This is a genomic window from Pseudomonas sp. NPDC089392 (assembly GCF_044749595.1).
Taxonomy (GTDB): Bacteria; Pseudomonadota; Gammaproteobacteria; order Pseudomonadales; family Pseudomonadaceae; genus Aquipseudomonas.
Genome location: NZ_JBIVIF010000004.1, coordinates 161,865 through 175,233, shown reverse-complemented (window position 1 = coordinate 175,233; position 13,369 = coordinate 161,865). Strand labels below are relative to the sequence as shown.

Annotated in this window: 10 protein-coding genes; all 10 read left to right on the top strand. The window is 62.2% G+C overall.

Annotated features, from left to right (window positions below):
• The first annotated feature begins 73 nt into the window (after positions 1-73).
• The 10 genes from ACIP1G_RS06060 to ACIP1G_RS06015 all read left to right on the top strand — a co-directional run bounded on the left by ACIP1G_RS06060 (position 74) and on the right by ACIP1G_RS06015 (position 13,184).
• Entirely contained in the window at positions 74-1,756 is a 1,683-nt protein-coding gene (locus ACIP1G_RS06060) for a fatty acid--CoA ligase (RefSeq protein WP_400734697.1), read from the top strand.
• Between the two features lie 330 nt (positions 1,757-2,086).
• The gene (locus ACIP1G_RS06055; RefSeq protein WP_400734695.1) at positions 2,087-4,006 is read left to right on the top strand and encodes a DUF1302 domain-containing protein; all 1,920 of its coding nucleotides are present in this window, start codon (positions 2,087-2,089) and stop codon (positions 4,004-4,006) included.
• A 25-nt stretch (positions 4,007-4,031) separates the two neighbouring features.
• On the top strand, positions 4,032-5,396 hold the full coding sequence (locus tag ACIP1G_RS06050) for a DUF1329 domain-containing protein (protein WP_400734693.1): 1,365 nt from the start codon (positions 4,032-4,034) through the stop codon (positions 5,394-5,396).
• 339 nt (positions 5,397-5,735) lie between these two features.
• Complete coding sequence (locus tag ACIP1G_RS06045) at positions 5,736-8,453, top strand: LuxR C-terminal-related transcriptional regulator (protein ID WP_400734691.1); 2,718 nt, start codon at positions 5,736-5,738, stop codon at positions 8,451-8,453.
• A 159-nt stretch (positions 8,454-8,612) separates the two neighbouring features.
• The gene (locus ACIP1G_RS06040) at positions 8,613-10,220 is read left to right on the top strand and encodes a response regulator (RefSeq protein ID WP_400734689.1); all 1,608 of its coding nucleotides are present in this window, start codon (positions 8,613-8,615) and stop codon (positions 10,218-10,220) included.
• Entirely contained in the window at positions 10,217-10,909 is a 693-nt protein-coding gene (locus tag ACIP1G_RS06035) for a sensor histidine kinase KdpD (protein WP_201198485.1), read from the top strand. The genes ACIP1G_RS06040 and ACIP1G_RS06035 overlap by 4 nt, the downstream gene beginning before the upstream one ends.
• A 169-nt stretch (positions 10,910-11,078) precedes the next feature.
• Positions 11,079-11,357 (top strand): AbrB/MazE/SpoVT family DNA-binding domain-containing protein, encoded by a 279-nt coding sequence (locus ACIP1G_RS06030; protein ID WP_400734687.1) that lies wholly within the window; start codon positions 11,079-11,081, stop codon positions 11,355-11,357.
• Entirely contained in the window at positions 11,354-11,701 is a 348-nt protein-coding gene (locus ACIP1G_RS06025) for a type II toxin-antitoxin system ChpB family toxin (RefSeq protein WP_400734686.1), read from the top strand. Before ACIP1G_RS06030 ends, ACIP1G_RS06025 begins: the two co-directional genes overlap by 4 nt.
• A gap of 18 nt (positions 11,702-11,719) precedes the next feature.
• On the top strand, positions 11,720-12,364 hold the full coding sequence (locus ACIP1G_RS06020; RefSeq protein WP_400734684.1) for an MBL fold metallo-hydrolase: 645 nt from the start codon (positions 11,720-11,722) through the stop codon (positions 12,362-12,364).
• Between the two features lie 109 nt (positions 12,365-12,473).
• On the top strand, positions 12,474-13,184 hold the full coding sequence (locus ACIP1G_RS06015; protein ID WP_400734682.1) for an OmpA family protein: 711 nt from the start codon (positions 12,474-12,476) through the stop codon (positions 13,182-13,184).
• Positions 13,185-13,369 lie beyond the last annotated feature (185 nt).

Sequence of the window (13,369 nt, the reverse complement as noted above, 5' to 3'; positions counted from 1 at the left end):
GATTTAGCCGTCACATTGGCGAACTACAGTAGTTACCAAACTTGTCCAGCCCGCTTTTCAGAAAGGGATACCCATGCTGCAGACCCGCATCATCAAGCCCGCCGAGGGCGCCTACGCCTACCCCCTGCTGATCAAGCGCCTGCTGATGTCTGGCAGCCGCTATGAAAAGACCCGCGAAATCGTCTATCGCGACCAGTTGCGGCTGACTTATCTACAGCTCAACGAGCGCATCGCGCGCCTGGCCAATGTGCTGACCGAAGCCGGGGTAAAGGCCGGGGACACCGTGGCGGTAATGGACTGGGACAGCCACCGCTACCTGGAATGCATGTTCGCCATCCCGATGATCGGTGCGGTGGTGCACACCATCAACGTGCGCCTGTCGCCCGAGCAGATCCTCTACACCATGAACCACGCCGAAGACCGCGTGGTGCTGGTCAACAGCGACTTCGTCGGCCTGTACCAGGCCATCGCCGGGCAACTGACGACCGTCGACAAGACCCTGCTGCTGACCGATGGCCCGGACAAGACCGCCGAGTTGCCCAACCTGCTTGGCGAGTACGAGCAACTGCTGGCAGCAGCCAGCCCGCGCTACGACTTCCCGGACTTCGACGAGAACTCGGTGGCCACCACCTTCTACACCACCGGCACCACCGGCAACCCGAAGGGCGTGTACTTCACCCACCGGCAACTGGTGCTGCATACCCTGGCCGAAGCCTCGGTGACCGGCAGCATCGACAGCGTGCGCCTGCTGGGCAGCAACGACGTGTACATGCCCATCACCCCGATGTTCCATGTGCACGCCTGGGGTATACCCTACGCCGCCACAATGCTTGGCATGAAGCAGGTGTACCCAGGGCGCTACGAGCCGGACATGCTGGTCAAATTGTGGCGCGAAGAGAAAGTCACTTTCTCTCATTGCGTGCCGACCATCCTGCAGATGCTGCTCAACTGCCCGACTGCCCAAGGCCAGGATTTCGGCGGCTGGAAGATCATCATCGGTGGCAGCGCGCTCAACCGTTCGCTGTACCAGGCAGCCTTGGCGCGCGGCATCCAGCTGACCGCGGCATACGGCATGTCCGAGACCTGCCCGCTGATCTCCGCCGCGCACCTGAACGACGAACTGCAAGCCGGCAGCGAGGATGAGCGCGTTACCTACCGCATCAAGGCCGGCGTGCCGGTGCCGCTGGTCGAGGCGGCCATCGTCGATGGTGACGGCAACTTCCTGCCCGCCGATGGCGAAACCCAGGGCGAGCTGGTGCTGCGTGCACCGTGGTTGACCATGGGCTACTTCAAGGAGCCGGAAAAGAGCGAGGAGCTGTGGCAGGGCGGCTGGCTGCACACCGGTGACGTCGCCACCCTCGACGGCATGGGCTACATCGACATACGCGACCGCATCAAGGACGTGATCAAGACCGGTGGCGAGTGGATTTCTTCGCTCGACCTGGAAGACCTGATCAGCCGTCACCCGGCCGTACGCGAGGTGGCGGTGGTTGGGGTGGCCGACCCGCAATGGGGCGAGCGCCCGTTTGCCCTGCTGGTGGTGCGTGACGGCCAGGCCATCGACGCCAAGGCGCTCAAGGAGCACCTCAAGCCGTTTGTCGAACAGGGGCACATCAACAAATGGGCGATTCCTAGCCAGATCGCTGTTGTTACTGAAATTCCCAAGACCAGCGTCGGCAAGCTCGACAAGAAGCGCATCCGCCAGGACATCGTCCAATGGCAGGCCAGCAACAGCGCGTTCCTTTCCACGCTGTAACCGCCATGCGGGTCGCGTATGTCAGTACGCGACCCGCATGCTAGACGGATCGGCGCCTTGCCAAATGGCAGAAATGCGCCATCCTTGAGCTCTGCCAGCGCGCATTCAAAGCACCCTGCAGCGGGTTGGCGGCATGGAGCGCAAATCACACTTTAGAGGGATCAAGCGCCTGTGCCTTGCTGGCTATAGTCGGGGCCAGGGGATTTTCAGGAAGGGGGAGGGCGACATGCGCAACACATGTCGCTGCGGGCGCAAGCCCGCACACCGGTCGCACGGGCCGTTCTTGAAAGGACTCACTGCCATAACAAAAAAGTACATGGAGTAGCGTCGATGAAATCTGCACACCTGTTCTGGCGCCGGGCCAAATTGCCCTTGGCCGTCAGCCTTGCTTCCACGCTCGCAAGTCCAGCTTTCGCAGTCAGTTTCAACATTGGTGAAATCGAAGGCCAGTTCGACTCGTCGCTCTCCGTCGGCGCCAGCTGGTCGACTGCCAACCCCAACCAGAACCTGATCGGCGTCAACAACGGCGGCAAGGGCCTGTCACAGACATCCGACGATGGCCACCTGAACTTCAAGAAGGGCGAAACCTTCTCGAAGATCTTCAAGGGCATCCATGACCTGGAGCTCAAGTACGGTGACACCGGCGTGTTCGTCCGCGGCAAGTACTGGTACGACTTTGAGCTCAAGGATGAAAGCCGCCAGTTCAAGGACATCAGCGACTCCAACCGCAAGGAAGGCGCCAAGTCGTCCGGCGCCGAAATGCTCGACGCCTTTGTCTACCACAACTATGCCATCGGCGATCAGCCTGGCTCGGTACGCCTGGGCAAGCAGGTGGTGAGCTGGGGTGAAAGTACCTTCATTGGTGGCGGCATCAACGCGATCAACCCTATCGACGTGTCGGCATTCCGCCGCCCGGGGGCCGAAATCAAGGAAGGCCTGATTCCGGTCAACATGTTCTACGTTTCGCAGAGCCTGACCGACAACCTGTCGACCGAGGCCTTCTACCAGATCGAATGGGACCAGACGGTTGTTGATAACTGCGGCACCTTCTTCTCCCAGCCGGATGTGATTGCCGATGGCTGCAACAACAACCTGGCCGTGCTGGCTACCCAGAACTCCCTGGCCAGCCGGCTTGGGCCGCTTAATGCCCCTGTCGCGGCTGCGCTGGCGGCGCAAGGTGTGACTCATGGTTCGCCCGACGAGGGGGTGATCGTAAAGCGCGGGCCGGATCGTGATGCACGCGACAGCGGTCAGTTCGGCGTTGCAATGCGCTACATGTTCGAACCGCTGAACACCGAGTTTGGTGGCTATTTCATGAACTACCACAGCCGCGCGCCAATTTTCAGTGGCCGTGGGGCCGATCTTCAGTACTACAGCGCCAGCGGCCTGGCAGGTGCGCTGGTCCGCGCAGGTGTACCCGCGTCGCAGTTGGCCGGCCTGGTGCCAACCCTCTTGCCGTTGCAAGTGGCAGGCAACTCCAGCTATTACGTCGAGTATCCGGAAGACATCCGTCTGTACGGGCTGAGCTTCTCTACGACACTGCCCACAGGCACTGCCTGGAGCGGTGAAATCAGCTACCGTCCGAACGCGCCCGTGCAGTTGAATACCACCGATATTCTCTTTTCCGGCCTGACCCCCCTCAACCCGGATGTATCGGTGTTGCAAGGCCGCCCTGGCACCGACCAGCCAGGTTACCGTCGCAAGGAAATCACCCAGCTGCAGACAACCTTCACTCACTTCTTCGATCAGGTGATGGGTGCCGAGCGGTTGACCATGGTAGGGGAAGTCGGCTGGACTCACGTTGGCGGGCTGGAAAGCACGTCCAAGTTGCGTTACGGGCGTGACCCGGTGTTTGGCCCGGGGCCGTTGCCTAACGGCCAATGCGAAACACTCAACACCGGTACCTTGGGCACCTCCAATGCCAACAACGTATCGCGCTACTGCGAAAATGATGGTTACACCACGTCCGACTCCTGGGGCTACCGCGTCCGTGCGATCTGGGACTACAACAACGTCTTTGCCGGGGTGAACCTGCGCCCGAGCGTGGCTTGGTCGCACGACGTCGATGGTTATTCGCCTGGCCCGGGCGCCAACTTCGAGGAAGGCCGCAAGGCTGTCAGCCTGGGCCTGGACGCCGAGTACCAGCAAACCTACACGGCGAGCCTGTCCTACACCAACTTCTTCGATGGCAAGTACACCACCGTGGATGACCGTGACTTTGTCGCGCTCAGCTTCGGTGTGAACTTCTAAGCATACAGATCCAGGACGACACGACATGAACAAGACCAGAAGTCTGCTGCAAGCCGGTGTGCTGGGCCTGTCCCTGCTGGCGACCAGTGTCATGGCTGCGGTATCCGCTGACCAGGCGGCCAAGTTGGGCAGCACCCTGACCCCGATGGGTGCCGAAAAGGCTGGCAATGCCGATGGCTCGATCGGCCCGTGGGAGCCGCTGTCGAAGACCGCGGGCAGTGTCGACGGCAAGGGCTTCCTGTCCGACCCGTACGGCAGTGACAAGCCGCTGTTCACCATCACCGCGCAAAACGCCGACCAGTACAAGGACAAGCTCTCGCCGGGCCAGCTGGCCATGCTCAAGCGCTACCCGGATACCTTCAGGATCCCGGTGTTCAAGACTCATCGCGGCTCTACGGCCCCCGCCGACGTGTTCGCCGCCATCAAGGAAAACGCCACCAAGGCCACCCTGGTCGAAGGCGGCAACGGCCTGAACAACTTCCGTACGGCGGTACCGTTCCCGATCCCGCAAAGCGGCCTGGAGGTGATCTGGAACCACATCACCCGTTATCGGGGTGGCAGCGTCAGCCGCCTGGTGACCCAGGCCACGCCGCAGCAGAATGGCTCTTTCAACCCCGTGTACTTCTCCGACCAGTTTGTCTTCCGCGACAAGATGAAGGACTACGACCCGAACAACCCGGGCAACATCCTGTTCTACTTCAAGCAGGAAGTGACCGCGCCGGCGCGCCTGGCCGGTACCGTGTTGCTGGTGCACGAGACCCTCGACCAGGTGAAGGAACCGCGCAAGGCCTGGATCTACAACGCCGGCCAACGCCGCGTGCGCCAGGCGCCGCAAGTGTCGTATGACGGCCCGGGCACCGCCGCCGACGGCCTGCGTACCTCGGACAACCTGGACATGTTCAACGGTGCGCCAGACCGCTATGACTGGAAGCTGGAAGGCAAGAAGGAGCTGTACATCGCGTCCAACGCCTTCAAGCTGGACGACCCCAAGCTCAAGTACACCGACATCATCAAGGCCGGGCACATCAACCAGGACCTGGCCCGTTACGAGCTGCGTCGGGTCTGGCACGTGGTCGCGACCCTCAAGCCGGGCCAACGGCACATCTACGCCAAGCGTGACTTCTACATTGACGAAGACACCTGGCAGGCCGCAGTGATCGACCAGTACGACGGCCGTGGCCAGCTGTGGCGTGTTTCCGAGGCCCACGCCCAGCCGTATTACAACGTGGAGGTACCCTGGTACACCCTGGAAACCATCTACGACCTGCAATCGGGCCGCTACCTGGCCTTGGGCATGAAGAACGAAGAAAAGCGTGCCTACGACTTCGGCTTCAGCGCCAGCAAGGCTGACTTCCAGCCTGCGGCATTGCGCCAGTCCGGTATTCGCTAAGTACTGCGTAGCCCCAGAGCGCCCCGGCTTGCCGGGGCGTTTCTATTTACCTGTCCCGGCCTCTTCGCGGGTGAACCCGCTCCCACAGGTCCCGCACAAGCCTCAGGACCTGTGTGGTCCTTGTGGGAGCGGGTTCACCCGCGAAGAGGCCAGAACAGGCAATAAACCCGCTGAATACCCCACCAAACCCCCGCCCCAACGCCTGTCCATCAGCGTTGTTGCTTTTTGTCGTAGTCTTTTACAACCCAATTGTTCCCATCATCTTCAAATGCGCAGCGTTACCCGCTAGTCTCGCAAGCATCCATATCGCCGTAGTCTTCCAACCAGAACGAGCCGGCCATGACAGATCTGTCCCGTACGCATGGATTCGCCAGCCAGGCCCTGGGCCTGCTGGACGGGCGTTTCTTCCGGCCGCCGCTGCCGGACGGCCATGTGCCGCGCCTGCGTTTGTGCCAGCGTCTGCAAGCCGGCCTCGGCGGGCGGCTGCTGCTGGTCAATGCACCGGCCGGTTTCGGCAAAAGCTCCCTGGCCATCGAATTTTGCGAAGCATTGCCCGAGCATTGGCGCAGCCTGTGGCTGGGCCTGAGCCAACGTGATGCCGACCCAGGGCGCTTCCTCGAACGCCTGCTCGAAGGCCTGCAGCAGTACTGCCCGGCACTGGGTGGCCAAGCCATGGGCCTGCTGAAAATGCGCCAGCGCCATCAGCCATTCGCCTTCGAAGAATGGCTCGACGGCCTGCTCGACGAGTTGGCGCTGTACCTGCAAGCCGATACCCCGCTGTTGCTGGTGCTGGACGACTACCACCTGGCCCAGGGGCCGGTGCTCGACCGTTGCCTGCAGTTCTTCCTCAATCACCTCCCCCCCGGCCTGGTTCTACTGGTCACCAGCCGCCAGCGCCCCGACTGGCACCTGGCGCGCCTGCGTCTGTCACGGCAACTGGTCGAACTCAACGAGCAGGAGTTGCGCCTCACCGCCGAAGAGTCGCTGGCCGTTATCGGTCGCCAGCCCACCGGCCTGCGTGGCCAGGCCCTGGACAACCTGATCCTGCGCAGCGATGGCTGGGTGGCCGGGCTGCGCTTCTGGCAACTGGCGGTCAGCGAGTCTGCCGATGAGCATGCCTTGCCCCAGGCGCTGCACGGCGGCGAGGGGCTGATTCGCGACTATCTGCTTGAAGAAGTCATCGACATGCTGCCCGCCGATGTCCAGGCCTTCTTGTACGAAACCGCCTGCCAGGAGCGTTTCTGCGCCCCGCTGTGCGATGCCTTGCGTGGTCGCCACGACAGTGCCGTGATCCTGCGTTTCCTGCAGGCGCACCAAGTGTTCCTGGTGCCGCTGGACGAACATGGCCACTGGTTCCGCTACCACCACCTGTTCTCCGACCTGCTGCGCAGCCGACAGGCCAGCGAACCGCTGGCAGGCCTGCACCTGCGGGCCTGCCGCTGGTTCGAAGCCCAAGGGCTGCTGGACGAAGCGGTGGAGCAGGCGTTGCGTGCCGGCCACCTCGATGTTGCCGCCGACCTGGTGCAAAGCCTGTCCGAAGAGCAATTGCTGGCCGAACAGAACGTCGGCATGTTGCTGCGCTGGAAGATGGACCTGCCCGACAGCTTGCTGATCAGCACGCCGCGCCTGATCGTGCTGTACAGCTGGGCGTTGGGCCTGGCTTGCCAGCTGGACGCGGCCGAAGAGCTGGCGGGTTACCTCAGCCGCTTCCTGCCAGCCCCTTCGGCGACTGCGCAAAATTCCATGCTGGCCCAGTGGCTGGCGCTGAGTGGTGTCATCGCCCGTGGCCGTGGTGACCGCGAGCGCACCCTGGCCTATTGCGGTGAAGCGCTGCAGAGCCTGCCGAGCAAGCGTTATGGCCAACGCCTGGTATGCCTGTCGACGCTGTCCAACCTGGCCATCGCCGATGGCGACTTCTGGCGGGCCCGTGGCTGGAATCGCGAGGCGCTGGAGCTGGCCCAGCGTGTCGGCAACCCGCTGTTCGAGGCCCTGGCCCATTACGACCGGGCGCGGGTACTGCACGCCCGTGGTGAAGTGTTGCGGGCGCTGGACGAAGTGCGTCAGGGCCTGCAGCGCCTGCAAGGGCTTTCGGCGCAGCGCCTGTATGCCGTGCGCGCCCGCCTGACACTTTACGAAGGCTACCTGCTGGTCTCGCGCCTGCAGCCAGCCCAGGGCCGTGCGCGCTTGCGCGCGGGGCTGGGCGAGGCGCGGGCTTGCCGGGATATCAGCGTGCTTATCGGCCACTGCGTGATCGCTACGCTCGATGGCCGGGAAGGGCACTTTGCCGAGGCCTTTGCCGAACTGGCCGAGGCCGAGCGGCTGATGCATATCTGGGACGTGCCGCCGGTCTACTACCTGGCCATGATCACCTTGGTCAAATGCGAGTTGTGGCTGGCCCAGGGGCGCACCGACCTGGCGGAGTCGTGGTTGCTGCGTCTTGGCCAGACCTACGGCGGCGAGCAAGCGGCGGCGGCACCGGAGTTCCACCCGTTGCTGCCCTTGCACATCGAGTTGCAGCAGGCATTGCTTGAACGTATCCAGTCGCGTTGTGACGAAGCAGTACAGCGCTTGTCCAGCCTGACGCAGCGCGGCCAGTCCAGTGGCGGCATGATGCTCACTGTCAGCGCCTTGTGCCAATGGGTCGCCTTGTTGTTGGGTGAAGGCCAGGAGGGGCAGGCGGCGAAGTTGATGCCAAGCTTGCTGGAGGCTGCCCAGGGCGGTGTGTTGCAGCCGTTCCAGCCGTTGCTGGAGCAGCACCCGCAGTGGCTTCACGAGCAGTTACAGGCTGGGGGCGCTTGCCCGGTGCAGGTAGAACTGCTCAAACGCTTGCCACAGATGCCGACAGCCAGCACGGGCAGCGGCGAAGCCTTGAGTGGCCGTGAGCTGGCCGTACTTGAGCTTATTGCCCAAGGCTGCTCCAACCAGCAGATCAGCGAGCGGCTGTTCATTTCGCTGCACACTGTGAAAACCCACGCCAGCCACATCAACAGCAAGCTGGGGGTGGAGCGGCGTACCCAGGCAGTGGCCAAGGCCAAATCCTTGGGCTTGCTAGCGTGATGTTGGCCCTGTGGCTCATCGCCCGCTAAAGTGATGGCCTGTGGCCGCCATTTGTGGCGACCAATGTTCTACCCTCATCTTTCCCGACCAGCTGCCGATACAGCGATCGGTGGCATCGCCTCGCGCGATTTTTCAATCATTCCAAGGCAGGTCGTGTTGATGCTGCAGTACGGGCAAAAGAGCTTTCTGATCGTCGACGACTTTACCGACTTTCGCACGTCGACGCGTTCCATGCTGCGTGAGTTGGGCGTGCGTGACGTGGACACCGCCGACAGCGGCGAGCAGGCGCTGCGCATGTGCGCGCAGAAGCGCTATGACTTCATCCTGCAGGACTTCCACCTGGGCGACGGCAAGAAGAACGGCCAGCAGGTGCTTGAAGACCTGATTATCGACAAGCACATCAGCCATGAATGCGTGTTCATCATGGTCACTGCCGAGAGCAGCCAGGCTATTGTCCTGAGTGCCATCGAGCATGAGCCCGATGCCTACCTGACCAAACCGTTCAACCGGGTTGGCCTGGCCCAGCGCGTCGAGAAACTGTTCCAGCGCAAGACGCTGCTCAAGCCGATCCTGCAGGCACTGGACCGCAGCCGTCCTGCCGAAGTGCTGGCGGCCTGTGCCGAGTTGTGCAAGAAGGACCCACGCCTGGCACCGCTGTGCCTGCGCTATCGGGCCGATGCCTTGCGTAACCTCAACCGCTTCGAGGAACTGGAAAAGTTCCTCAAGGCTATCCTGGCCAGCCGCCCGCAGCCGTGGGTTTACGCGGCGCTGGGTGCACTGATGCACAAGCGCGGCCAGAATGCCCAGGCGCAGGGCGTGTACGAGCAGGCACTCAAGGCGTTCCCGATCATGCCGGGCCTTTACGATGGCATGGCTGAGGTGCTGGTAGCCCAGGGCGAAACCAAGCGCGCGCAGAGCCTGCTTGAAGAAGCCGTGCGTCTGTCACCGTTGTCGGTGCGCCGGCAGTCGACGCTGGGCAAGCTGGCGCTGGAAAACGAAGACTTCGAGAGCGCCTCGAAAGCGTTCCGTCATGCAGTGAACCAGGGGCAGAGCTCGCGCTACAAGGATGCCGAAAACAACCTTGGCCTGGTGCAGGCGCTGATGAGCAAGAACGCAGGCTTTGGCCTGGACGCCCGCACTCGGGTCGAGATCAATACCACACTCAGCGAAGTGGCCAAGGAAAACCCCGAGGACCAAGGCTTGCAGGTGCGTGCGCGGATGATGAAAGCCGCCAGCCTGCAGCAGGCCGGTGACCCGGAAACGGCAGCCAAGCTGACCGAGCAGGCGATCCAGCGCCTGGACAAGATGAACCAGTTCTTCTCGGTCGATTCGGCCCTGACCGTTGCCGCGCAGTTGCAGGCGATGGGGCAGGACGCTGCCGCCATCGGCGTGCTGAAGAGCTGTGTGGAAAGTTATGGCGATGACCCCAAGGTCATGGAGAAAGTGGGCAAGCTGACGGACGACCCCAGCGTGCTCAACGCCATTACCGAAGCGGTCACCCTCAATCGCCAGGGTGTGCGCAGTTACCAGGGAGGGCAACTTGGCGAGGCGTTGCAGCTGTTCCGCAAGGCACTGGGTTTACAGCCGAAGAACATCAGCATCGCCCTCAATACCGCCCAGGCGCTGCTGCGCATCGGCGGTGACAACCCTCAGCCTGCGATCATGCAGGAATGCCGCGACGCCCTGACCAGCGTGGCTGGCATTCCCACTAGCGACAACCGCTACGACCGCTATCGCAAATTGCACATCCGAGTGTTCGGCGCATGAATCAAGACAATCAGGGGCTGGATTTTTCCACGGTGATCGCCTCCACCGTGCACGACCTCAAAAGTTCGTTGGCGGCGCTGATCCAGTCCCACAGCCAGTGGGTGGAGCGCTTGCCCGAGGAGCTGCGCGGCGGTGCCGAGCAAGGCATGATGGAGCACGAGTTTCGCCACCTAAACGGCATGCTGGTGCAGTTGCTGGGGTTGTACAAACTCGGTGTGAACCAGCTGCCGGTGTGCCCGGACTATCACGAACTGGATGACTTCATCGAAGCCCAGCTGGCAGCGCATGAAGAAGTGCTGAAGCACAACGATATCCTCGCCACCTGGCGCATCGACACCGACAACCCGCTGGGCTTCTTCGACCGCGAACTGGTGGCCTCGGTGATCGCCAACGTCATCACCAACGCTACCCGCTTTGCCGGGCACGCCTTGTTGATCAGCATTGAAGAGGCCGACAACCAGCTGGCCATCTGCGTCAACGATGACGGCCCAGGTTATCCACAGCGTATGCTCGAGCGCCAGCAGGAGTACATCCAGGGTATCGACTCGACCAGCGGCAGCACCGGCCTGGGGCTGTATTTTGCGGCGCGGATCGCGGCGCTGCATGAAAGCGGCGGGGTGCGTGGGCGGATTGAAATCTCCAATGGCGGAGCGCTTGGGGGCGGGTTGTTCAGGTTGTTCCTGCCTTGAGAGCTGGCTGAGTCAGCGTTTCGAATTTTTGCAGTTAGGAAGTAGCTTCCCAAGGTGGCGTAGGGCATTTCCTTCATGTGGTTGCAGGGCTTTTGTCCAGGCCGGGCAAATGACAGTGTAGATACGACGTCTCTACATTTCGCTTGCAATCACTTGGAGGGTTTCTACTATGTATCTACCTTGGGGGATACTCATGCAGATCAAAATTCAGCAGTGGGGCAACAGCGCCGCAATCCGCTTGCCGGCTGCAGTGCTCAAACAGATGCGTCTCGGTGTCGGCTCCACATTGAGCCTGGACACAGCGGGTGAGACGATGGTGCTCAAGCCCGTCAGGTCGAAACCCAAATACACCCTTGAAGAATTGATGGCCCAGTGCGACCTGAACGCACCGGAGCCAGAGGACATGGCCGACTGGAACGCGATGCGCCCGATAGGGCGTGAAGTGTGAAGCGGGTGAAATTCGCCAGGGGCGATATCGTTCGCGTCAACCTCGACCCAACAGTCGGGAGGGAACAGCAGGGCGCCGGGCGACCTGCACTGGTGCTCACGCCGGCTGCCTTCAATGCCTCAGGCTTGGCTGTGATAGTCCCGATCACCCAAGGCGGCGATTTTGCAAGGCATGCAGGTTTTGCTGTCACACTCAGCGGCGCAGGTACGCAAACGCAGGGTGTGATGCTCTGCAACCAGGTGCGCACAGTCGACCTTGAAGCCCGCTTCGCCAAGCGCATAGAGTCGGTACCCGAGGCTGTCATCCTCGATGCACTGGCTCGCGTGCAAACCCTCTTCGATTAAACGGTTCCCGTATACACCATGCAGAATCCCACGTCGGCACTCATCCGCGAAACCTTCCCCGTAGGCCCCCTGCAGTGCAATTGCACCCTGATCGGCGACCCGCTGACCAAAAAGGCCATCGTCGTCGACCCTGGCGGTGACCCGGACAAAATCCTTGCCCGCCTGCAAGCCCATGGCCTGACGCTGGTGAGCATCATCCACACCCATGCGCACTTCGACCACTTCCTGGCCTCGGGCAAACTCAAGGAGCTGACCGGCGCCACGCTGCACCTGCACAAGGACGACCAGGCGCTGTGGGACAATCTGGAGATGCAGTGCCAGATGTTCGGTGTGCCCTACACCCCGGTGCCTGCACCAGACCGCTGGTTGGGCGATGACGAAGAGCTGGCCTGCGGTTGCGGCGTGGCCCTGCACACCCCAGGCCACACCCCCGGCTCGATGAGCTTCTGGTTTGCCGATGCCAAGCTGCTGATTGCGGGTGATACCCTGTTCCGCCGTGGCATTGGCCGCACCGATTTGTGGGGTGGCGACCAACGGGCTATCGTGCGCTCCATCAAGGAGCGGCTGTACCGGCTGGACGAAGAAGCCATCGTGGTGACCGGCCACGGGCCCGACACCCGCCTGGGCGACGAGATGCGTGAGAACCCGTTCGTGCGTGCCTGATGGCACATGAAAACAACTTCACGGAATTTTTCGTTGTTCCAGCAATCCAAGGCTGGCATAGATCCCTTTGTGATCTGCCGCATTTATGAATTTCAGTAGGAGCTTGTCCATGTTCACCATGCGTCGTCTGATTATCGTCGCAACCGCCGCTGCCCTGATGACCGGCTGTGCCGGCCAGAACCCTTACGACAACCAGGGTCAGGCACAGGGTTCCACGGGGATGAGCAAGACCGCCAAATACGGCGGCCTGGGTGCGCTGGCTGGTGCTGTCGCCGGTGCCGCCATCGACCACAACAACCGTGGCAAAGGTGCACTGATCGGCGCCGCCGCCGTGGGTGCAGCTGCAGCTGGTTACGGCTACTACGCCGACAAGCAGGAAGCCGCGCTGCGTGCGCAAATGGCCAACACCGGCGTGGAAGTGCAGCGTCAGGGTGACCAGATCAAGCTGATCATGCCAGGCAACATCACCTTCGCCACCGACTCGGCCAACATCGCGCCAAGCTTCTACGCGCCGCTGAACAACCTGGCCGGCTCGTTCAAGCAGTTCAACCAGAACACCATCGAAGTGGTCGGTTACACCGACAGCACCGGCAGCCGCCAGCACAACATGGACCTGTCCCAGCGCCGCGCGCAGGCAGTCAGCAGCTACCTGACTTCGCAGGGTGTGGATGCCTCGCGTGTTTCGGTACGTGGCATGGGCCCGGACCAGCCGATTGCCAGCAACGCCGACGCCAATGGCCGCTCGCAGAACCGCCGTGTGGAAGTGAACCTGAAGCCGATTCCGGGTCAGCAGTATGACCAGGGGCAGGTTCAGCAGTAAGGCTTCAATCCTGGGGCCGCGTTGCGGCCCTATCGCGACATAAGGCCGCTGCTACAGGGACCGAGTGTGTCCGAGACCTGTGGGAGCGGGTTCACCCGCGAAGAAACCAGCGCGGTGCATGGCACCGGCTTCGCCGGTGTTCGCGGCTAAAGCCGCTCCCACAGCGGCTGCAAAGCAGCCCCGGC